Source organism: Sorangium sp. So ce887, from assembly GCF_051521455.1.
GTDB lineage: Bacteria > Myxococcota_A > Polyangia > Polyangiales > Polyangiaceae > Sorangium.
Window position 1 is genome coordinate 5,836,692 of the sequence record NZ_CP150354.1, and the last position, 21,426, is coordinate 5,858,117.

The 21,426-nt window shown below is 70.2% G+C and carries 15 protein-coding genes; 6 read left to right on the forward strand and 9 right to left on the reverse strand.

Features of this window, described 5'->3' with window-relative positions; genetic code table 11:
- Positions 1–35: 35 nt before the first annotated feature.
- The 4 genes from WMF36_RS21780 to rnk all read right to left on the reverse strand — a co-directional run bounded on the left by WMF36_RS21780 (position 36) and on the right by rnk (position 4,906).
- Positions 36–1,355, reverse strand: a complete 1,320-nt coding sequence (locus tag WMF36_RS21780; protein ID WP_437581545.1) for a PEGA domain-containing protein — start codon at positions 1,353–1,355, stop codon at positions 36–38.
- Between the two features lie 73 nt (positions 1,356–1,428).
- On the reverse strand, positions 1,429–3,057 hold the full coding sequence (locus WMF36_RS21785; protein ID WP_437581546.1) for a protein kinase domain-containing protein: 1,629 nt from the start codon (positions 3,055–3,057) through the stop codon (positions 1,429–1,431).
- A gap of 184 nt (positions 3,058–3,241) precedes the next feature.
- The gene (locus tag WMF36_RS21790) at positions 3,242–4,222 is read right to left on the reverse strand and encodes a mechanosensitive ion channel family protein (protein ID WP_437581547.1); all 981 of its coding nucleotides are present in this window, start codon (positions 4,220–4,222) and stop codon (positions 3,242–3,244) included.
- Positions 4,223–4,483: 261 nt separating this feature from the next.
- Positions 4,484–4,906, reverse strand: coding sequence for a nucleoside diphosphate kinase regulator (gene rnk, locus WMF36_RS21795; RefSeq protein WP_437581548.1), 423 nt, complete (start codon positions 4,904–4,906; stop codon positions 4,484–4,486).
- 645 nt (positions 4,907–5,551) lie between these two features.
- Between rnk and WMF36_RS21800 the strand changes: the two genes are divergently transcribed.
- A complete protein-coding gene (locus tag WMF36_RS21800) occupies positions 5,552–6,025 on the forward strand; it encodes an SH3 domain-containing protein (RefSeq protein WP_437581549.1) in 474 nt (157 codons plus the stop codon).
- Positions 6,026–6,298: 273 nt separating this feature from the next.
- Positions 6,299–7,525 (forward strand): hypothetical protein, encoded by a 1,227-nt coding sequence (locus tag WMF36_RS21805; RefSeq protein ID WP_437581550.1) that lies wholly within the window; start codon positions 6,299–6,301, stop codon positions 7,523–7,525.
- A gap of 23 nt (positions 7,526–7,548) precedes the next feature.
- Here WMF36_RS21805 and WMF36_RS21810 read toward each other — a convergent pair whose 3' ends face one another.
- From WMF36_RS21810 to WMF36_RS21820, 3 genes are all read right to left on the reverse strand, one after another.
- A complete protein-coding gene (locus WMF36_RS21810; RefSeq protein ID WP_437581551.1) occupies positions 7,549–8,760 on the reverse strand; it encodes a glycosyl hydrolase 53 family protein in 1,212 nt (403 codons plus the stop codon).
- 138 nt (positions 8,761–8,898) lie between these two features.
- The gene (uxuA, locus tag WMF36_RS21815) at positions 8,899–9,972 is read right to left on the reverse strand and encodes a mannonate dehydratase (protein WP_437581552.1); all 1,074 of its coding nucleotides are present in this window, start codon (positions 9,970–9,972) and stop codon (positions 8,899–8,901) included.
- Positions 9,973–10,198: 226 nt separating this feature from the next.
- Complete coding sequence (locus WMF36_RS21820) at positions 10,199–13,558, reverse strand: glycosyl hydrolase 115 family protein (protein ID WP_437581553.1); 3,360 nt, start codon at positions 13,556–13,558, stop codon at positions 10,199–10,201.
- 1,114 nt (positions 13,559–14,672) lie between these two features.
- On the opposite strand from WMF36_RS21820, the gene WMF36_RS21825 reads away from it, so the two are divergent.
- Positions 14,673–15,500 (forward strand): TetR/AcrR family transcriptional regulator, encoded by an 828-nt coding sequence (locus WMF36_RS21825; protein WP_437581555.1) that lies wholly within the window; start codon positions 14,673–14,675, stop codon positions 15,498–15,500.
- A gap of 75 nt (positions 15,501–15,575) precedes the next feature.
- Here the strand turns inward: WMF36_RS21825 and WMF36_RS21830 are convergent, their stop codons facing one another.
- A complete protein-coding gene (locus WMF36_RS21830) occupies positions 15,576–16,211 on the reverse strand; it encodes a hypothetical protein (protein ID WP_437581556.1) in 636 nt (211 codons plus the stop codon).
- Between the two features lie 263 nt (positions 16,212–16,474).
- Here WMF36_RS21830 and WMF36_RS21835 point away from each other — a divergent pair, with 263 nt between their 5' ends.
- From WMF36_RS21835 to WMF36_RS21845, 3 genes are all read left to right on the forward strand, one after another.
- On the forward strand, positions 16,475–16,891 hold the full coding sequence (locus WMF36_RS21835) for a hypothetical protein (protein WP_437581558.1): 417 nt from the start codon (positions 16,475–16,477) through the stop codon (positions 16,889–16,891).
- Positions 16,892–16,961: 70 nt separating this feature from the next.
- Positions 16,962–17,207 (forward strand): hypothetical protein, encoded by a 246-nt coding sequence (locus WMF36_RS21840; RefSeq protein ID WP_437581559.1) that lies wholly within the window; start codon positions 16,962–16,964, stop codon positions 17,205–17,207.
- A gap of 190 nt (positions 17,208–17,397) precedes the next feature.
- Positions 17,398–20,133 (forward strand): bifunctional acetate--CoA ligase family protein/GNAT family N-acetyltransferase, encoded by a 2,736-nt coding sequence (locus tag WMF36_RS21845; protein WP_437581561.1) that lies wholly within the window; start codon positions 17,398–17,400, stop codon positions 20,131–20,133.
- A gap of 74 nt (positions 20,134–20,207) precedes the next feature.
- On the opposite strand, the gene WMF36_RS21850 is transcribed toward WMF36_RS21845, so the two are convergent.
- Complete coding sequence (locus WMF36_RS21850) at positions 20,208–21,422, reverse strand: cytochrome P450 (protein ID WP_437581562.1); 1,215 nt, start codon at positions 21,420–21,422, stop codon at positions 20,208–20,210.
- Between the last annotated feature and the right edge of the window lie 4 nt (positions 21,423–21,426).

Consider the following 21,426-nt stretch of genomic DNA (forward strand, 5'->3'; position numbering starts at 1 on the left):
GCAACCCGGGTCGGGTCGTCCCGGCGGCGCGCTCTCTAGAAGCTGCCCACCACCTGGACGCCGAGGCCGTCGCGGCCGTCGCGGCCGAGGCGCGCGGGCGAGGCGCCGAGGAGGCGCGGGCCGGAGCGCGCGACGTCCTCGCGCACGAGCGTCGTCTTCCGGAACAGGATACCGCTCGCGATCATCGCGAGGCCCGCCGCCTGCAGGATGCCGTCGGCCACGAAGAACGGCTCGCCTCCGCTCACCTGCGCCGCGTGGATCAGCGGACCGGCCACCGGCACGGCGAGGATCTCGTAGCCCAGAGCCGAGCCCGAGACCGAGAAGGTCGTGTAGGTGACGCCGAAGAGGGTCGCTCCCGCGGTGATGAGCCCGCTGCGCGCGTTCGTCTCGCGGCGATACCCCAGGGGGATGGGCGCGCCCTCCTCGTAGTCGAGCACGATCGGGTCCGCCGCGGTGAGCATGGGGCGCGCCTTCACCGCCCGGAGAGACGCGTCGACGACCTTGCCCGCCCGGACGGAGATCGTGGTCGGCGGCGTCCCGAAGCCGTCGGTCCCGAACAGCACGACCACGTGCGCGCCGGGCTCCACCTTGCCCTCCCAGGGGGTCGTGCCAACGCGCACGCCGTCCAGCGCGACGCCGAGCCGCCTGCCCGTGGTCTCCGAGATGCGCAGGCGCCCGCGCGTCTCGAGCGCCTTGAGGCTCGCCGTGACGCGCGCCGTCTGGCGGCCGAGGACGTCGACGCGCGCCTCGAACGGCTCGAATCCATCCTTCTGGATGCGCACCGCGTGCGCGCCCGCCGCGACGCGCAGCGGGGACGAAAGCGGCAGCTCGGCGCGCCGCTCGCCGTCGAGGAGCACCACCGCGCCGGGCGCGCCCCCCTCGATCGCGATCACGCCGACGACCTCGCGCAGCTGCTCCACCTCGGCGAGCGCCGCCTGCTTCGCATCGGCCGGGAGCACGTCCTCGAAGTCGGAGAGGAGCGACTCGAAGAGCTCGAGCGCGTCGGTGGTGCGCCCGAGCTTCTGCAAGCAGCGCGCGGCGCTGGACGTGGCCCCCCAGGTCGGGAAGAGCCGCCGCGACTCGAGGAACTCGGCCGCGGCGGCTTCCCACGCCTCGGCCCTGTACATGCGCAGGCCGCGCTGGAAGCGGGCCTCGGCGTCCGCCTTCGCGGCGTCCGCCTTCACGGCGTCCGTGGCTGCGGACGCGCCGGCGGAGGCGGGCACGCCGGCGGTGGGCGCCTTGGCGGCGGGCTCCGTGCGTCCGGCGTCCTGCGCGAAGAGCGGCGCCGCCCACGCGGCGAGGAGCAACGCGGCGGCCGCAGCGACGCGTCGGGGAGGGCAGATCCGGGTTCGCATGGTCGAGGATGCGGCGCCCGCAGCTTACAGGAACCCTGTCCCTTTCCCGCAACCTGGTTCGGGGCGCCGCCCGCTAGTGGAGCGTGCTCGGGACGAGCGGGTCCGCCGCGGGCATGGGCGCTGCCGGGGGCGCCTTCTCCGGGGCCGGCCGGCGTGGCGGCTGCGGTCTGGCGATGGGCGCGCTGGTCGGTCCGACCGCCGGGACGTCGAGCGCAATCCGCGGTGGAGACGCGCCGTTCTCGGTCACGACGACCTCCTCCACCCGCTCGGCCCCCGCGCTGACGAGGCGCACGCGGTGGTTGCTGCCGAGCACGCCGGCGATCTCGACGAGCCCGTCGCGCACCTCGGCGGGCGCTCCGTCCACCTCGACGGCGGCGTCCCTCGGCGCGACGGACAGAGCGACCCGCCGGAGGACGGCGGGCGCGGGATCGGGCGCATCGGGCGGCGTCGCCGGCGCCGCGCTGGCCGCCGCCGACGCGCTGGTCGCCGGCTCCGCGCTCGTTGCCGGCGCGGCGTCGCCGCCCGGGTCCGCCGCGCGCGGCGCCGCAAGGAACGCGATCGCGCCGGCGACGCCGAGGACGAGCAGGACCGCCGGCCCCCGCGACCGCGCCGCGGCGGTGCTCGTCGACGCGCCGCTCGCCGATCCGCTCGCGGCCGGATCGCCGGACGACCCGCTCACGGCGGGGCCGCGCCCGCCGTCCCCTGTCGGGTCGCTCCGGCTCCCCTCGTCGGCCGTCGCCGGGCTGCCTCGGCGCGCCGCGGGGCCGACGTCGAGCCTCGGCGCCAGCACGGCGCGCTCTCCGTCGGTGACGGCCACGAGCGCCTCCTGCCGCAGCGCGTGGCCGTCGGGGAGCAGCGGGTGCATCGCGGCGAGCATCTCCTCCGCGCCCTGGAAGCGGTCATCCATCTTCAGCTGGAGCGCGCGGTGCACCACGGCGGCGATCTCGCGGGGGACCCACGGCGCGACGTCCTGGATCGGCGGGGCCGGCTCCGTGCAGAGCAGGACGAAGAGGCGCGCGATCGAGGCGATGTCATGACGAGGCGCGTTCCCCGCCAGCGCGGCGTACAGGAGGACGCCGAGCGACCAGATGTCGGTGCGGTAATCGACGGTGCGGATGTCCTCGATCTGCTCCGGCGCCATGAAGAGCGGCGAGCCGAGCATCTTCCCGGTCGTGGTCAGCCCGGTCGTCGCGCCGCCCTCTGACGGCTTGATCTTCGCGATGCCGAAGTCGAGGAGCTTGACCACGATCTCCCCGTCGCCGGAGCGCGCCAGGAACACGTTCGCCGGCTTGATGTCCCGATGGATCACCCGAGCTTCGTGGGCCTTCTGCAGGCCGAGGCACGCCTGGACGACGACGCGCAGCGCGACGTCGGGCCGGAGCGGCCCGAGGCGGTGCAGCAGCTGCCCGAGGTCCTCCCCTTCGAGGTACTCCATCACGAGGTACGGCGAGCCGGTCACAGGGTCGGTCCCGGCGTCGAGCAGGCGAACGATGTGCGGGGTCTCGATGCCTGCCGCGGCGCGCGCCTCGCGCTGGAAGCGGCCCAGGGCGGTGCCGCTCTCCCGGCGCTTCTGCCCGCTGATGAGCTTCACGGCGACCTGCTCGCCGGTATCGAGCTGCCGCGCCTCGTAGACGCAGCCCATCCCTCCCTCGCCGATCAAGCGGGTAAGCTTGTATTTGCGGTCGACGATCTCGCCGTTCAAGGCCGCACAGGGTAGGTCGAAGGGCGCCCGGCTGCAAACCAAGCGCAAGCCGGGCGGCAGCCGAACGCCTCGACCTGCCCGCCGCGGAGACGAGAGGAGACGAGAGGTGCCCGGTCGACATCCCGCGCCCCGGGCGCCCTCGCGCCGCGGGCGTCCGGGGTCCTGCCGCGCGCTGCGGAGCGCGTCAGCCCTGCGCGCCGGCTCCCTCGAACCGCGCGCCGCTCGCGCCGTCCGGCGCGCCGTTCGCCGCCCTCGCGTCGGCCCTGGACGGCGGCTTCGCCTGGGCCGCGTGGACCGTCCGGTGAGCGAGCGGCATCTCGATGCCATGCGCGTCGAACGCCTTCTTGAGGCGCCTCCGGTACTCCCGGCCTACCTGCCACTGCTCGGCGGGCTGCGTCTTGATGCGCGCGCGGACGACCACCGCCTGCTCGTCGAACGACTCCACCCCGAAGAGCTCCAGCGGCTCGAGGAGGCTCGCCTTGTAGCGCCTGTCCTCGTGGAGCTCGTGCGCGACCTCGCGCATCACCCGCATCACCCTGTCGACGTCCTCGGTGTAGGCGACAGCCACGTTGAACATCACGGCAGACCACTCCCTGGTCATGTTCGAGAGCGCGTTGATCTTCCCGTTCTGAAAGACGTGGACCACCCCGGACTCGTCGCGCAGCGTGACCGTCCGGAGGCCGACCTGCTCCACGAGACCGCCGGTGCCGTTGACGACCACCACGTCGCCGACCCGGAGGTGGTTCTCGAGGAGCAGAAAGAAGCCCGAGATGACGTCGCGCACGAGCTCCTGCGCCCCGAGGGCGATGGCCAGACCGGCGATGCCCGCGCCCGCGATGAGCGGCGCGATGTCGACCCCGAGCTGAACGAGGAGGAGCATCGCCACCACGATCCAGATGACGACCTTCCCGGTCGTCCGGAAGATGCCCAGCAACGTGTCAGAGCGCTTCTCGATCTCGCGCACCGTCTTCACGTCGCCGCTGCGGCCGCGCCTCATCAACGACACTTCCACGCGCCTGCACAGGAAGTGGAGCACCTTGAGCAGCACGAGCGCGAGGACCACGATCAGCAGCACGGCCGGCAAGGCGTGGATGGCCCACGCGACGGTGCGCCGGAGAACGTCCGGCCAGAACGTGATGTCGAGCCAGGAGTCGAGCTGCGGCATGAGCGATGGCACCTCCACCGCAGGACGTCCGCAACCCACATGCCAGCGAGCTCGGGGGCTGCGAGGCCCGGCAGCGGGCGCGCGCGGTGCTGCGGCGGGCGGACCGCTCGCGCGCCGGTGCGACACGATGTCGCAGAGGAGCCGAATTGTCGCAGGGGTCGTGCACCCGGCGCCGCGAGCCGAGCGGTGCGCTGTGGAGGCCGGCGTCGTGAGCGGGCGCGGGCCTCCGGCGTGGCGGATCGCGCAGCGATCGGAGCGGTGTCAGAGGTCGAAGCGACCGGCCGCCTCGGGCTGATAGACGACGCGCTCGATCCGGAGGCGGCGCGTTCGGCTCGGCGTGGGCCACTCCACCTCTTCTGCTTCTCGACAGCCGAGCAGCGCGAGCCCCATCGGCGCGAGCACCGAGATTCGCCCGCTGTTCACGTCCGCGGACCCGGGAAACACCACGGTCACGCTGAGCGCCTCCTGCGTGTCGAGGTCGACGAGCTGGGCCCTGGAGTTCATGGTGACGACGTCCGGCGGGATCTCCTGCTGCTTCACGACGTCCGCGCGCTCGAGCTCGATCTCTAGCGCCTCCAGGGTCGGGGAATCGGCCCCCGGCCGCGCGCGGAGGGCCTCGAGCAACCGTGTGAGCCGCTCGCGGTCGAACTCGGTGATGACAATGGGGTTCGTATGAGGTGCCATGAACAGGGATCTCCTTGTGTCGTCGACTCGATCCAGGCCGTGGCCGAGGGCCCGCGTCGGGCGAGCAGACCGTCGAGCGCGCCCGGTAAATCCGTCCGGACGCAGGCGCGCTCGACGAAAGCCGCGCTTCATCCCGGGAGCGGCCGGCGAAAGGCGCCGGAAGACCGCTCCCTTACGAGCGTGCGGGCGACCTCGGACAGAGCAGCCGGGTCCGCGGGAGAACGAACGCGCCACGCGCGCCGCGGCGAGGCCACGGACACGATTCGAGGTGCAGGCGGGCGTTCATTCCACGCGGACGGTAGCACGGCGGACCTCCGCGAGCCATCGAGCCGCGCTGCATGGCGCTCCCGGCGCTGCGCGTCGCCGCCACCACCATCTCCCCGACGAGTCGAATCGGCCGCGCCGCCGGCGTCCGTGCCCCGGGCTCTGCGGCGACCGCTGACAGGGACAGGGACTCCGCGGATGGCGCGGCACTTGCCCGCAACCGCAGCCGCGCCGCCCCCCTCGGACGAGGCTGGACGGCACGAACGCACGCCGGTGCGCATCACCTCGGGCGGAGCGCGGTGACCGGGATCGAAAACTTGACAGCATCGATTCATCCCAGGACCGTCGCTGCCGATCGACCATCAACAGAGGAGGAAAAACTTGGACATCCGGCCGCTACTGCCAGTGCTCATCTTCTTCGTCGTCGCGCTCCCGAGCGCAGCGCGGGCCGAGATGCTCAGCGTCAAGGTCCCGGTGGCGAACTTCCGCGCGGGCCCGTCCACGAGTGAGCCCGTCGAGTTCACCGCGACCCGCTACTACCCCGTCAAGATCGTGGAGCGCGAGGACGGGTGGTGCAAGATCAAGGACTTCGAGGGCGACCTGGCGTGGGTGGCCGATCGCCTCCTGGCCAGGGTCAAGACCATCGTGATCAAGGCCGCACGGGGCAACGTCCGCGAGGCGCCGACGACCTCCGCGGAGGTCGCGTTCCAGGCCGAGCGCGGCGAGGTGTTCAAGGTCCTCGACCGCAAGGGGCGCTGGCTCCAGGTCGTCGACGTCAAGGGCGGGAAGGGCTGGGTGCGTGAGGATCTGGCCTGGGGCATGAAGAAGCCCGATGACGCGGGCGGCTCGTCGTGATGTGTCGCCCGCCACGAGAACGCCAGTCGAACAGGCGGCCTGCACAGGACGCCTCTCGCACCGGAGCCCGCGGGTCTCCCGCGCTCGCGGATAGTGGCCGCCGGGTGGCTCGCCCGTCGAGGCGGCTTCCCCTGCCGCCACGATGACCCGGGCTGCTGCTCCGCCCACCCGGGCCCGGCCTCTGAACGAAACGAAGAGCACCGGGCACAGACGGGCATGGCAAGGAAGACCTCCCGAACCCCCGAGCCGCGCGCATCACGGCCCGACGGTTTCATGCTTTACGCACCGCATGCGGCGCCAGCCCGCGTCGCGAGCCGCAGCCTCACGATGGCCTGCGTCACCGCGCTCATGGCGACGTCGAGCGCATGCACCACGACCGGGACGGGGACGCAGCCAGCGGAGCGCGGAACCCTGATCTCCGCCACCCCGGTGGCGGTGCTGGATGCCGACCAGGTCTCCGACTACCTCGAGGAGCTCGGCCTCGACACGTCGCAGGTGCGCTTCGGCGTGGCGGCACACCAGATCGTGTACCGGACGATCGACACGGACGGCGCGCCGACCACCGCGAGCGGCCTGGTGGCGCTGCCCGGCAACGACGAGAGCGAGCTGCGCGTCGTCGCGTGGCTGCACGGCACGACGGTTTACCGGCGCGACGTGGCCTCGGTGAACCCGGAGAGCCTCGATCGGGCGGCGGCATTCCTGTTCGCCTCCTCCGGCTATGCGACGTCGGCGCCGGACTACCTCGGTCTGGGGCTCGGCCCCGGCTTTCATCCTTACGACCACGCTGCGTCGACGGCCACCGCGTCCGTGGACGCGCTGCGCGCGACCCGCGCGCTCGTCGAACGGAGCGCCCGGCGCCTCGACGAGCGCGTGCTGATCAGCGGGTTCTCCCAGGGCGGCAACGGCGCGCTGGCCCTCGGCCGCGCCCTGCAGCAAGGCGCCGACGCCGAGCTGAGCGTCGGCGCCATCGCGCCGATCAGCGGGCCCTACGACGTGAGCGGCACGCTCGAGACCGCCGTGACGAGCGGGATCGAGCACGTCGCGCCCTATGTGGCCTATTTGACGGTCGCGTGGCACCGGATCCACCACCTGTACGACGCGCCGAGCGATGCGTTCCGCGCCCCCTACGACGAGATCGTCGAGGACCTCTTCGATGGCCACCACACCGGCAACCAGATCTTCGACGCGCTGCCCGCGACGCTCGAGGAGCTCTTTACGCCGCAGTTCCTGGGCTACCTGCGGAATCCGACGGGCACGCTCCTCGAGGCGCTTCAGGAGGCCGACAGCACGTGCGATTGGCGCCCCGGCGTGCCCGTGCATCTCTATGCGTCGACCGGGGATCGCGATGTGCCGATCGCGAACGCGCACCATTGCAAGGAGCTGCTCGAAGCGCAGGGGGCCGAGACCCAGCTTGTCGACTTCGGCGAGGCGGACCACGGCACGTCCGTCAACCTGAGCTTGCCGAGGGTCCTCGAGCAATTCGGCGCGCTCGAGGACTGAGCTCGGCCGGGATCACCGGATGGTCAAAAATCCCGATAATCGATCTTCATCTGATCGTAGGGCGCGATCATCGCCTCGATGACGTTGCCCCGGGAATCGAAGATGCGCTCGTGGTACTCGGTCGGCTCCCAGATGAAGGTGCCGAGCCCGCGCTTGTCCGGGAGGTTGAACATCAGATCGTTGGCAGCGCGTTTCTCCCACGAATACTCCGCCACAACGAACTTCAGGTCGGGGTAGCGCGTCACGAGATCGTCGAAGTTCCTCTGCCAGTCCGACGGCGGCCCCTGGTACTCGGTGTAACAGGACTGACCGAGCACATCGAACGCGACGCCCTGCCCGAGCACGCCGTCGACCCACCACCGCGTGACCGCATTGTCGTTGCAGCGGTCGAGGTGCAGCATGACCGCGATCGTGTCGTCGGCGTCCTTCACACCCTGGATCCCGGCCTTCAGGAGCGCGCCGAGCCCCTGGAAGGCCTGCCCCGTGACGAACCCGTCGGGCCACAGCAACCCCTGCGGGGTCTCGTTGCCGATCTGGACCATGTCCGGGCGCGCGCCGGCGGCGCTCAGCTGCTCGATCGCGTCCCGCGTGAACTCGCGCATTGCGCTCGCCAGCGCATCTCCCTCGAGCTCCGCCCAGGCGACGGGCTTGTGTTGATCGTCGGGATCGGCCCACACGTCGCTGTAGTGAAAGTCGAGGAGGAGCCCCATGTTCGCTCGCTTCACGCGCTGCGCCATCTCTATCGTGTGCGCGAGATCGCAGAACCCCTCGCGCGAGTACGGATCGTCGTCGACGACCGGATCGGCGTAGATCGCCGTGGGGTCGTTGAACAGGCGCAGGCGGATCCAGTTGAACCCGTGCGCCTTCAGGATCTCGAGGATGTCCTTCTCGACGAGCTCACCCGTCGCCGGGTCGACGTCGCGGAACACCTTGCCACCGGCTTCGCGCTCCTGCACCCAGGAGATGTCCGCACCGAGGATGAAGCCCGCGGGCGTGCCCGGCGTCCCGCCCCCTCCGGTCCCGCTCGTGGAAGCGCCGCCGCTGCCGCCGGCGCTCACCGGCGCTCCGCCCGCGCCCGCGTCGCCTCCGGTCGCGGCGCTGCTCGCGCCCCCGGATCCGGTTCCTGTGGAAGGGCCAGCGCCTGTCGTGGCGGCCTGACCGGCACCCCCCCCGCCGTCCGCCCCGACACCCGAGCTCTCACCGCACGCGACCAGCGCGGTAAGCAGCGTTGCCACAGAGATCGCGTTCAGCTTCCTTCGCCGCATCGTTGACCCCCTTGAGGAGATGACCCCACCGCTCGCTCGATCGCGGGGCCCGGCGCCGGGCGCGCCGCTCGTTCGCCTTCCGTCAGACACGTTGACTCCCCTACCCGCTCATGCGGGGCCGCTCGCCTTGGTGCCAGGTCCGCGTGAGAGCTTGCACGTCGCCTCCCACAGGCCGTTCAGGTAGACCAGGCCGAGCGCGCGGTCGTACAGACCATATCCGGGCTTGCCGGTCTCGCCCCAGATCATGCGGCCGTGGTCCGGACGCACATAACCGTCGAAGCCGACGTCGTGGTACGCCTTCACGATGGCGGCCATGTCGAGCGAGCCTTCACAGGACAGGTGCGCGGATTCGAAGAACGTGCCGTCCTCCTGGACCGCCACGTTGCGCAGGTGCCCGAAGGGAATGCGGCCCATGCCGCCGAACTCATGCACCAGCGACTCGATGCTGTTGCACAGGTCCGCGCCCAGCGAGCCGGAGCACAGCGTGATGCCGTTGGCCGGAGAGTCGACGATCTTCACCAGGCGCATCAGATCGTCGCGGTTCTTGACGATGCGCGGTAGACCGAAGATCGGTCGGGGCGGGTCGTCCGGATGCATGGCCATGCGGACGCCGACCTCCTCGGCGACCGGGATGATGCGCCGGAGGAAGTGCTCGAGGTGCTCCCACAGCGCCTCTTCACCGATGTTCTTGTACTCGCCGAGGACGGCGCGGAGCTGCTCGGGCCTGTAGCTGCTGTCCCAGCCGGGCAGCGCGATGCCCTGTTCCGGGTCGATCTTCGCCACGGCCCCGGCGTCGAATGCCAGGGTCAGCGAGCCGTCGGCCAGCTCCATGGCCATCTCGGTGCGCGTCCAGTCGAAGACCGGCATGAAGTTGTAGCAGATCACCTTCACGCCGGCGGCCGCGCAGTTGCGGATGTTCTGGCAGAAATTGTCGATCAGGCGCTCGCGGGTCGGCTTGCCGAGCTTGATGTCCTCGTGCACCGGCACGCTCTCCACCACATCGAACTTCAGCCCGACGCCCTCGATGCGCGCCCTGAGCGCCTGCAGCTTCTCGACCGGCCACACCTCGCCCACCGGCACGTCGTAGATCGCCGAGACGACGCCGTAGAGGCCCGGAATCTGGCGGATGTACTCCAGCTTGACGGGGTCGTTCTCTCCGTACCAGCGAAAGGTCATCTTCATCGTTGCGATCTCCTCGGGGACGTCCTCGGCTCGCGAGCGCGCGTGGCCAGGTCGACCTCCGGGGCAGAGCGGCGCGGCCTCGGCGCTGCGGGCCCCGGCATCGTACAGCCAGCTGGAAGCAGAGCAAAGAGATCGCGGGCGCAAAAAGCAGGCGGACACAAACGGCGAGAGCCCGCCGCGCACCCCGTGCACGGCGGGCTCTCCAAGGTAGCAACCAGCCGACTTGCTACTGTCCCAGTCCCTTGCCCATCCAGTAGCTCTCGGGCGGGCCCAGGTAGCTCTCCTTCACGCCACCCGCGTCCACCACGATCTTCTGGAGAACCACGCCCGGATGGACCATCCAGAACTTCAGCACGTGGTCCCCCGGCGCGTTGATCGTGTGCTTGGTGCGCATGATGTTGACGTTGTCCGAGGTGTGCCTCTCCCAGATCTTGTTGCCATTGCCGTTGAGCTCGACGGCATAGGTCATGTTGACCGGCTGGATCTCGCCATTGTCGATCGACACGGCGTACTGCATCCCCTCCTGCCAGTTCTGGAAGTTGTTCCTGGGCGACACGTACACCCAGACCGTCACCTCGCCGCTGCTGGTGAGGTGCATGTCGTACTCAAGCCGGGGAGAATCGTCACCGGGCTCCTGGGCCTCCGCCGTCACCGGGAACGGCGTCATCCCCGCTCCGGTGCGACCGATGTCCGGAAGCCGCTTCCACCAGATCTCCTCCGTCTGGACCGCGCGGCTGTAGTGATCCGCGAGCATCGACACATAGCCGTTGGCCTCGATGTAGCGGTTGGGCTTCCACTCGATCTTCCGCGGGTCGTCGACGCGAGCCGTGACCACCACCGAGCTTCCATCCGACCCGGTCACGGTGATCGGGACTTCGAGCGGGAACTCCAGCGGCAGCTGCTGCGCCGGATCCGCGGGGTTGGGGTACGTCGTGGGAGCGAGGGTCCAGTCCACCCGCACCGTCGCGCGCACCTCCTTGTCGACGACGCCATGGCTCGGGTAGACGTTCAGCCACGGCGGGCACGGGGCGCCCCCGCCCCAGCCGGCCCAGCCGGCCGGGCACGCGACGGGGAGCGCGGCCTCGATCGTGTACTCGAGCGGCTCGCTGCCGCGGTTGAACACCTCGATGTACTGCTCCGGTTGCGTCTGGTACTGGCTGAACGTCGGCAGCACGGGCAGCTCTTCGCTCGCGTCGCCTGCCCCGCCCGCCGTCCAGTAGTTGCTCGAGCCATCGATCGCCACGCCGAGCTCCGCCGCCGCGGGGACCTCGATCGACACGAGCTCAGGCCAGATGAACTCCTGGATGTTGTTGTACTGGTACTCGGCCTGCTGCCAGGACGGGTTGCCCGGCGCGCCGTAGCTGATGTGAGGCTGCGTCTGGAAGCCCTCCCACTTGCCGTCGGCGAGGTCGTGATTGTAGTAGTACGAGAGCGCCAGGTCGTCCTGGAGCCGCGCCTCCGCGATGGCCGCCAGGTCGTTGGTCGCCGCCCGCCCCTGCGCCGCGTAGTGCCGGTTCTTGAAGCCCGCCAGGCGCAGCGCATACAGGTTGGCGGTCGCCTTCACCTGGTAGAGCACGAGCTGGAAATAGGCGTCCTGCGCCTCGTGCGGCAGCAGCTGGGCCACGAACTCCGCCTGCGAGGCCAGCGACTCCCACTCGTCCGCGACCTGCTCGAGCTCCTGGTAGTTGGTGAGGCTGAACGGGCTGGCGCTGTCGTTGTACGTGACGGCGGCGGTGTCGGGGTCCGGGACCGCGGTCGTCGGCGCGCTGTGCAGCACGTCATAATCGACCGTGATCTTCCGGTTCGTCAGCTCCGGCTTGCGATCCGACTGCAGCTGCGAATAGCTGTGCAGGATGTCGGCGATGATGTCCGAGTACTCCGGGCCGAACTGCTGCTCGCTCCACTGCCGCTTCCACTCGCCGATGCGCTCGACCGGCCAGCGATCCGGGTTCCAGGCGTAGTCCAGGAAGAACTGGAGCGGGAGCTCCTCGTTCTTGAAGTCTCCGACGTTGACCACCCAGAGCCGATCCACGCCGTAGTTGTAGGCGAGGTGGAGCTGCTCCCAGACGTTGGGCAGGAGCGTCGTGTCGACCCACTTGTAGTTGCGGCCGCCGCCGACGTAGTCGAAGTGGTAGTAGAGGCCGTAACCGCCGGCCCGCTGCTCGCCCGGCTTCGGCAGGCGCTTCATGTTGGCCCAGTTGTCGTCGGCCCAGACCACCGTGACGTCATCCGGCACGCGGATGCCCGCGTCCCAGTAGCCCTGGATCTCCTTGTAGAGCGTCCAGACCTGCGGAATGGTCTTCACGTCCTCGCCGGTCACGGTTTCAAGGATCTCCCGCTGGGCGGCGACGATCGACTCCATCAGCGGGATGCCGTCCTCCGGGGCCAGGCTGACGTCGCCCGGGCCGCGCATGCCGAGCGTGACGACGCCCTCGATCTTCTCGTCGACCATCCGCTGGATGCCCTTGGTCCAGTGCTTCTTCAGCGCCTCGGCGTTGACCGAGAAGCGCCAGTCGCCGGTGCCGCCGTAGGGGTCCGTCTTCGGCGTGACGACGTTGCCGCTCGCGTCCTTCACCTCGGGGACGACGTGGCGATTCCACTCCTCGATGCCCTGCATCATCGGGGCCTCGTGCGAGGTCCCCATCACGATGCCGTAGCGCGTGGCCGTCTTGTGGTTGTCGGGGTCGTCCTCGCCGAACGCCCGGCCCCACACGGCGGGCCAGATGTAGTTCGCCTTCATCCGGAGCGCGGCCTCGAAGACCTTCTCCCAGTAGAAATGATTGAGCCCACCCGGCTGATTCGGCGCCTTGCCCGGGCCGAACATCTTGGCTGCCCAGTTGCCCGTCGCCGGGTTCTCGTCGTTGATGAAGAAGCCGCGGAACCTCACGGCGGGCTCACCCTGCGTGTGAAGCCCGGGCAGCACGTACAGCGCGTGCTTCCTCTGGGGCGGGACGTCGTCCCACCAGTACAGCGGCGACACGCCGATCTGCGCGGAGAGGTCGTACGCGCCGAAGATGGCGCCGCGCTGATCGCTGCCCGCGATCACGAGCGCCCGCTCCACGCCCTCCACCGGGTCCTCGACGATCTGCGTGACGAAGGTCTCCCACTTCCCGGTCACACCCGAGACGTCGAGCTTCCCCTCCTCCTCCAGCTGATCGATGAGCGGGCTCTTGCCCAGCGTGCCGATCAGGACCACCTCGGTCGCCGACTCCGGGATCTCATCCGGAACGACCGTCGCCGCGGCGCCGGTCACCCGCTGGATGTCCGCCGCCAGGTCGTTCACGACGCGGATCACACCGTCGTAATCGGTGGAGCTGACCACCAGCGGAGCCACCTTGCCGTTCACCGCCAGGGGAAAACGATCCGCTCCACCCTCGCTCGAGACGTACTTGCCCGGGCCGGCCGCACCTGCCGGCAGGTCGGGCTCGTCCGACCCGCCGTTCTCTCCCGGCGGACCCTGCTCCCCCGGCTCCCCCGGCTCCCCCGGCTCCCCCTGCTCCCCCGGCGGACCTTGCTCCCCCGGCTGGCCGTTCGCGCCGTCCGACCCGCAGCCGGTCAGCGTGGCGAGCGACAGGGGAAGCAACAAGCAGAGTAGCGAGGGTCCGATTCGACCCTCTCTGATGCCCATTCGTGCATAGCTCATAACGGTGTTTTCCTCGTTGATGCGGCTGACCGGTGTGGTCGGCTCGCCCGCGTCCGGCGCCGGCCGTGTCATCCGGCGCTGAGGCAGGCTGCTCGTGTGCAATGACCGATGTCCCTCGAAGGCGTGCGCCTGCAGTGGTCCGGTTCGTGTTGAATCGACGGAGCCGCGGACCCGTCGACCACGGCTGGAAAATTCTTCCAACCATGTCAACCTTCGAGCCCGTAAGTAACCAAACGAATCTGATGAGATCTAGGCGCCGTACCTATTCCCACGCAGAGCCGACCTGATCTCACAATCGACGCTATCGGAGGAGGATGTAAGCAACGCAACCCTCATCGCGCTGGCGTCGCCGAAGACGCGTGAAACCCCGCGCCGGGGCGGCAGATCGCCGAGATCTGCGCGGCTCGGCTCACGGCCGGCACTCCTTGCCTTCCCGGTCTCTCACGTGCTCGCCACTCCCAAGCTCGTGATGCCAGCCACCGCAGGCGGTGGACCGGAGGCGGCCCCTTCGAGACGTGGAGAGGCTATCGATGGCTCGTCGCTCTTCCGGGAGGGTGAGCGGACCGCACAACGGATCTCCGGTCGCCTGCGGCGGGCGTGGTGATTCGATCTTGACATCGTCGAATCATTCTGTCTTCCCCTCCCCTCCACCGGCTGTCCCGGTACGGGTGCCGCCACCGGCTGCGCCCGCGCCGCTCGGACCGGAGTCTCCGCCGGGATCGTCCCTGAAGGCGCAGCGAGCGATGGCGAGAGGGCGCTGGGCAGGAACGAGGCAAGGCACACCCCGCTATTACACCCGCTGGCCGGGCACGGGAAGCCGCGCGTGACACGGAGCGGCCCGGTGGCTCCGGGGACGGGGCGGCGCGCGGGCGGCGGCGCGCAGGCCTCTCCGGCCAGGGACTGCGCCGTGATCGAGGCTGGCCCGGCGGCGATGTCTTGCGTTGACGCGCTGCTTCGCTCCCGCCCATACTCGCCCGATGCGGCGTTCCGTGATGTGTACCATACACGGTACGGCTCGGCAGGTCGCTGTCGGGCCCGAGGATCCAGGGGCGACTCGATGACGAAGGGCCCCACGAAGCCGGCCAGAAAGCGCGTGCAGCGCGAGGGCGAGCGGCGCGCGGCCGACACGGCGAAGAGCCTCGCGCTTCTCTGGGGCTCTCACGGAAAGCCCGGGCGGTCGGGGCTGACGGTGCGCGCCATCGTGTCGGCGGCGATCGAGCTCGCCGACGCGCAAGGGCTGGAGGCCGTCTCCATGCGGCACCTCGCGGACCAGCTGAAGGTCGGGACCATGTCGCTCTACACGCATGTTCCCGGCAAGGCCGAGCTGACCGATCTCATGGTCGACACGGTCTTGGGCAACCTCTACGACGATGTCGACGCGCCCTCGCGGCAGCCGGGGGGGTGGCGTGGGTCGCTCGGAACCATCGCCGCGCGCAACTGGGAGCTCTACCAGAAGCATCCATGGCTGCTCGAGATCGTCAAGGGGCGCCCCGTGCTCGGCCCGAACGCCTCGCTCAAGTACGAGGCCGAGCTGCGGCCGCTCGACGGCCTGGGCCTCACCGACGTGGAGATGGATTCGGTGCTCACCCTCCTGCTCACGCACGTCGAGGGCACGGCGCGAGCGCAGGCGAACGCGCGGCGCACCCGGCAGGAGAGCGGCATGACGGACGTGGAGTGGTGGGTCGCCACCGCCCCGCTGCTCGACAAGGTCATCGACGCGAAGCGGTTCCCCGTGGCGACGCGCGTCGGGCAATCGGCGGGCGAGGCGTACCAGGGGGCGTCAAGCCCGGAGCACGCATTCCGCTTCGGCGTGGAGCGCATCCTCGATGCCGTCTCGCTCCTGATCTCGGAGCGGCGCGGGCGACAGGGAGTCGACCGGGCCTGAGGGAGAGAGAAGCCGCCGAGTCCCTGCGCTCGCGGCGGCCTCTCCGGCCCGCCGCGAGCGGAGCCCGATCCGGCGTCAGGCGCCCTCGGCGGAGCTCCGCGCCGCGAGGTGGGCGCAGAAGTCTGCCGGCGTCCGCACGCCGTGCTCGACGACCGCCGCGTAGATGTCCACGCCGCCGATCGGCTCGGGGTACTCGGGCCGGCGCGACCACACGTCCTTGATCCAGAGGATCGCCTGCCTCAGCTCGGGATCGAGATCGCGCAGGCGCCGCGTCGACTCGAGCTGCGCGCGCGGGGCGTCCGATTGCCACACGGAGATATCGATCTTCCAGACGTCCCCCGCGGGCGTGCGGTAGCGCAGCACGAGGTAGTGACGCTGATCTTGCGGCCGCCCCGAGGGGCTGCGCTCCCCGGTCTCCTCGCGGTAGTGGACCTCGAGGACCCCCGGATGCGCGAGCAACGGCAGCAGCGCCGTGAACACCTCGCGCGCGCCGGGCGCCCGGCACCGGACGCCGAGGTCGAGATCGCGCCAGACCATGAGCCCGGAGGCCGCGCTGCCGATCTGCTCCGGAACGCCGAGGCGCGACGCGCAGGCGAGCAGATCGAGCTGCGCGAGCACCTCGGCCGCCTCGGCCTGCAGGGCCGCCTGGCGCGCCCAGAGCGCGTCGGCCTGCTCGGGAGAGAGCCGGGTCGGGAGGTCCGCTTGAGGCATGTTGCGGCGAGTGTACACGGCGCGCCGCTCGGCGGCACCCGCCGGGCGCCGGAGGAGAAGCAACACGACCCGAGAAGGTCGGCCCGTCGCGTTCGCCGAGGCGCAAGATGAGTTAAGAATAATTAACAATCGACACCACGGAATTCGATGAACCGATCGCCGCGTACACGCGAGCTTGACGGCCCACAGGACGATTCCTATCGACCACGCTGTGCCGGAGGAGCAGCGTCGCACTCCGGCCGCTTCGCTCTAGGAGAAATCGAATGCGTATCCCGAACAACCCGTCGAGCGGCGGCTTCTGCGAGCACGTCGGCGCCTACGGGCGCACCGTACTCGGCCTGACCCGCGACTGGGACATCGACGAGCTCAATGGCAACTACACCGATCCCGACCACCACGGGTTCGACATCCTCATCGGCCTCACGCCGGAGTACGGCGGCGGCGCCGCGTGCGGCTGGCTCGGCGTGCAGGTCAGCGGGCTGTTCAGCTCCGCGCTGAACGTGGACATCGGCCAGATGATCTCCGTCCACGAGACCGGGCACCTCTTCGGCGCCCCGCACTGCGATCCACTGCAGGGATACGTCATGTGCGGCGGCGAGCATCACCCGCACTACATCAGTGACGGCCTCTTCGTCTGGCACAAGGACTCGTTCGACGCGATGCAGAGCCTCTGGGACTGAGCCCGCCGCCGCGCCGGGCGGGCTGCGAGCCGCCGCTCGCGGCTCGCCCGGGCGACGCGCCGGCCTGCCTTTGCGGCAGGCCGGCGGACGAACGGATTACCTCGGCGACGCGCGCACCAGCTGGGTCGACACAGGCGATGTCGCCCGCGTCGCCGCGGTCGTGCTCCGCGAGCCGAAGGCGCACGCGGGCCGCGCCTACGGCCTCGGCACGGAGGCCGCGTCGATGCCGGAGATCGCCGCGCTGATCGCGGCGGTCACGGGCCTGCCCTGGCGCGCCGAAGCGAGGGAGCCCGCGGAGTTCACTACCCATCCATGACAGCTGGATGGCCGAGCCCGCCAGTCGAACAGAACCGCTCCTGAGGCACGGAACCTGCATCGATCATCCTTCCGGAGACGTCCAGTGCGTCGCGCCCGGCCCCGTGGCATGACGGCCACCGTCGCCGCCGGGCGGCGAGCCGAGAAGCCCCCGCAGCACCGACCGCCAAGCGAGCCTCCAGAGGAGCGTCATGCCTGATTCCTTGCCCACGACCGACCGCGCCCACGACGTGCTTCGCCAGGAGTTTCAGAGCCTCGACCCGATCTTCAAGCCGCGGAACGTCGCCGTCATCGGCGCGACCGAGAACAGCGGCGCCGTCGGCCGCACGCTCCTCTGGAACCTGATCAGCAACCCGTTCGGCGGGACGGTCTTTCCCGTGAACCCCAAGCGGTCCAGCGTCCTCGGCATCAAGGCGTACCCGAACATCGCGGCCGTTCCGGCCAAGGTGGACCTGGCGGTCATCGTCACGCCCGCCGCGAGCGTGCCGGGCCTCCTCGGCGAGTGCGTGGACGCCGGCGTCCGCGGCGCGATCATCATCTCCGCCGGCTTCAAGGAGATGGGCCCTCCGGGCGTCCAGCTCGAGCAGCAGATCATGGAGCGCGCCCGCGGCAAGATGCGCATCATCGGGCCCAACTGCCTCGGTGTCATGAATCCGATCGGCGGCCTCAACGCCACGTTCGCGAAGGGACCGGCGCGGCCCGGCAAGGTGGCGTTCATCAGCCAGTCCGGCGCGCTCTGCACGGCGGTGCTCGACTGGAGCCTCCAGGAACAGGTCGGCTTCAGCGCGTTCGTCAGCATCGGCTCGATGCTCGATGTCGGCTGGGGCGATCTCATCGATTATCTCGGCAACGACCCCAAGACGAACAGCATCCTCATCTACATGGAGTCGATCGGCGACGCGCGGTCGTTCCTGTCGGCCGCCCGCGAGGTCGCGCTGAACAAGCCGATCATCGTGATCAAGCCCGGCCGCAGCGAGGCGGCGGCGAAGGCGGCCGCGTCGCACACCGGCTCGCTCACCGGCTCGGACGAGGTGCTCGACGCGGCGTTCCGGCGCGTGGGCGTGCTGCGCGTGAACGACATCGCGGACCTGTTCTCGATGGCCGAGACGCTCGCCAAGCAGCCGCGGCCCCGCGGCAACCGCCTCTGCATCGTCACAAACGCCGGCGGCCCGGGCGTCCTGGCGACCGACGCGCTCGTCGCCCACGGCGGCGATCTGGCGCCGATCTCGCCGGAGATCCTGGGCGAGCTGAGCAGCTTCCTCCCCGCCGCCTGGAGCCGCAACAACCCGGTCGACGTGCTCGGCGACGCCGGCGCCGACCGGTACGCCAGGGCCCTGCAGATCTGCGCCAGGGATCCAAACAACGACGGCGTGCTCGTCATCCTCACGCCGCAGGACATGACCGAATCGACCGAGACCGCCGAGGCCCTGCGCAAGCACGCGCACGTCGAGGGCAAGCCGGTCCTGGCCAGCTGGATGGGCGGCGTCGAGGTGGAGGCGGGCAAATCGATCCTGAACCGCGCCGGGGTCCCGACGTTCGAGTACCCCGACATCGCCGCGCGCGCGTTCTGTTCCATGGTCCGCTATGCGTACAACCTGCGCGCCCTGTACGAGACGCCGAGCATGGATGAGCGCGCACAGAACGTCGATCGCGAGAAGGCCGGGGCGCTCATCGCCGGCGTCCGCGCGTCGGGCCGGACGCTGATGGATGAGTTCGAGTCGAAGCAGCTCATGGCGGCGTACGGCATCCCGACGGTGCAGACGGCCGTCGCCCGGAGCGTCGAGGAGGCCTTGGCCACCGCGAGGCAGATGGGGTATCCGGCCGTCCTCAAGCTGTACAGCACGACGATCACGCACAAGACCGACGTGGGCGGCGTGAAGCTCAACCTGCGCGACGACGACGCCGTCCGCCGGGCGTTCGCCGAGATCCACGTGAGCGTCGCGCAGAAGGCCGGCGCGCAGCACTTCCAGGGCGTGACCGTCCAGCCGATGATCGCCCTGAAGGACGCCTACGAGATCATCCTCGGCAGCTCGATCGATCCGCAGTTCGGCCCGGTGCTCCTGTTCGGGGCCGGCGGGCAGCTCGTCGAGGTCTTCAGGGACCGCGCGCTCGGCCTGCCGCCGCTCAACGCGACGCTGGCCCGGCGCATGATGGAGCAGACAAAGATCTACCGCGCCCTCCAGGGCGTGCGCGGCCGCGCGCCGGTGGACCTCGCGGCGCTGGAGCACCTGCTCGTGCGGTTCTCGCAGATGGTGGTCGAGCAGCCATGGATCCGCGAGATCGACATCAACCCGCTGGCCGTGAGCGCCGAGCAGGCGATCGCCCTCGACGCGCGCGTCGTCCTGCACCCGGCGGACACGCCCGAGTCGGCGCTCCCCAGGTCGGCGATCCGCGCGTATCCGACGCAGTACGTGACGGAGCTGAAGGGCAAGGACGGGCAGGCGTTCACGATCCGCCCGATCCGCCCCGAGGACGAGCCGCTGATGGTGAAGTTCCACCAGAAGCTCTCCGAGCGCACCGTGCGGCTCCGGTATTTCTACCCCATGCAGCTCGACCTGCGCACCGCGCACGAGCGGCTGACGCGCGTCTGCTTCGCGGACTACGACCGAGAGATGGCGCTCGTCGTCGAGAAGCCGCCCGCGGGCGGCGCCGATCGCGAGATCATCGGCGTCGGCCGGCTGAGCAAGCTGCCGGGCACCGACGACTCCGAGTTCGCCCTGCTGATCAGCGACGAGCACCAGAGACAGGGGCTCGGGTCGCGGCTCCTGAGCCTGCTCGTCCAGATCGCCCGCGACGAGGGGCTCTCCCGCATCAGCGCCGATATCCTGGCCGAGAACACGGAGATGCAGCGCGTGGCGCAGAAGCTCGGTTTCCGGATCACCCGCGATCTGGAGGACTCGACCTCCAGGGCGGAGCTCGTGCTGTAGAAGCGTTGAGACGATGCAGGGCCGGCGGGGAGGTGGGTTCGAAGCCCCCCGGCCGGCGCGCGCTGGCTCCCTCGTCAGTGCAAGCTTCGCTGGACGTCCACCGGAAGCCGCCTGGCGCTGATCATCGTCCACGGGTTGTGGAGCTCGCACCGATCGTCGCGGGCCACCGCGATCGTCCGGTAACGATCGAGCAGGATCTCCAGCGCGATCTTGGCCTCGAGCCTGGCCAGCGGGGCGCCGAGGCAGAAGTGGATGCTGTGCCCGAAGCTCAGGTGCTGGTTGGGCTTGCGGTGGATATCGAACGTGTCGGGGTCCCGGAAATGGGCGCTGTCCCGGTTGGCCGAGGCGATCCACAGCATGAGCAGCTGATCGGCGGGGATCCGCTGCCCGCCGAGCTCCACCTCTCGCGTGGTCCGCCGGGCGAGCCGCGGGAACGGCGCGCGGTAGCGGAGCACCTCCTCGATGGCCGCCGGGAGCTGCGCCGGGTCGGCCCGGAGCTCCGCCGCGGCGGCGGGGTGCTCGTCGAGGCAGAGGATCGCGTTCCCGAGCAGCGCGGTCGTGGTGATGTGCCCGGCGATGAGCAGCAGGCCGACGAAGCCGACGATCTCCTCGTCTTCCAGGCGGTGCCCCTCGACCTCGGCGCCCACCAGCTGGCCGATGAGGTCGTCCGTGGGGCGCTCGCGGCGCTGCTGGATGTGCGAAAGGAGGTAGCGGTTCATCTCGCCGAGGACCGGCCCGAGGCGGTTCATGGTGGCCTGGTCCGGCAGGGTGCCCGGGCCCTCGCTCTCCCTCGACAGCATCGTATCCGCCCAGGTCCGGAAGGCATCCCGGTCCTCGGCCGGGATGCCGAGCAGCTCGGCGATGACGATCACCGGCAGCGGATGGGCCAGGCTCCCGACCAGATCGAAGCGCTCGGCGTCGCCGACGCCGGCGAGCAGCTCGCTCGTGACCGTCGCGATCCGCGGCCCGAGCCCGGACACCACGCGCGGCGTGAACGCCTGGCTGACCAGATCACGGAGCTTCCGGTGCTTCGGCGGGTCCATCCGGGCGAAGTTGCCCCTGGAGAACAGCTCGAAATCGGCCTGCGGCGGGATGAACCTGGACATGTCCGACGAGAACGTCGCCGGATCGGACAGCACGCGGAGGATCTCCGCGTGGCCGAAGAGCTGCCAGGTGCGCTGCTTCTCGTCGTGAAGAACCGGGCTCACCTCCCGCGCATTGCGCAGCCACGTCAGAAAGGCGTCCAGGGTGGGCTGGCTCGGCTGGGGGGTCACGTCGGTCGTGCTCATATCG

What these genes read in the sequence shown, in the direction of transcription:
- WMF36_RS21780 (WP_437581545.1), bottom strand. Translation starts at nt 1,355, where the DNA reads ATGCGAACCCGGATCTGCCCTCCCCGACGCGTCGCTGCGGCCGCCGCG.
- WMF36_RS21790 (WP_437581547.1), bottom strand. Translation starts at nt 4,222, where the DNA reads ATGCCGCAGCTCGACTCCTGGCTCGACATCACGTTCTGGCCGGACGTT.
- rnk (WP_437581548.1), bottom strand. Translation starts at nt 4,906, where the DNA reads ATGGCACCTCATACGAACCCCATTGTCATCACCGAGTTCGACCGCGAG.
- WMF36_RS21805 (WP_437581550.1), top strand. Translation starts at nt 6,299, where the DNA reads ATGCTTTACGCACCGCATGCGGCGCCAGCCCGCGTCGCGAGCCGCAGC.
- uxuA (WP_437581552.1), bottom strand. Translation starts at nt 9,972, where the DNA reads ATGAAGATGACCTTTCGCTGGTACGGAGAGAACGACCCCGTCAAGCTG.
- WMF36_RS21825 (WP_437581555.1), top strand. Translation starts at nt 14,673, where the DNA reads ATGACGAAGGGCCCCACGAAGCCGGCCAGAAAGCGCGTGCAGCGCGAG.
- WMF36_RS21830 (WP_437581556.1), bottom strand. Translation starts at nt 16,211, where the DNA reads ATGCCTCAAGCGGACCTCCCGACCCGGCTCTCTCCCGAGCAGGCCGAC.
- WMF36_RS21835 (WP_437581558.1), top strand. Translation starts at nt 16,475, where the DNA reads ATGCGTATCCCGAACAACCCGTCGAGCGGCGGCTTCTGCGAGCACGTC.
- WMF36_RS21845 (WP_437581561.1), top strand. Translation starts at nt 17,398, where the DNA reads ATGCCTGATTCCTTGCCCACGACCGACCGCGCCCACGACGTGCTTCGC.
- WMF36_RS21850 (WP_437581562.1), bottom strand. Translation starts at nt 21,422, where the DNA reads ATGAGCACGACCGACGTGACCCCCCAGCCGAGCCAGCCCACCCTGGAC.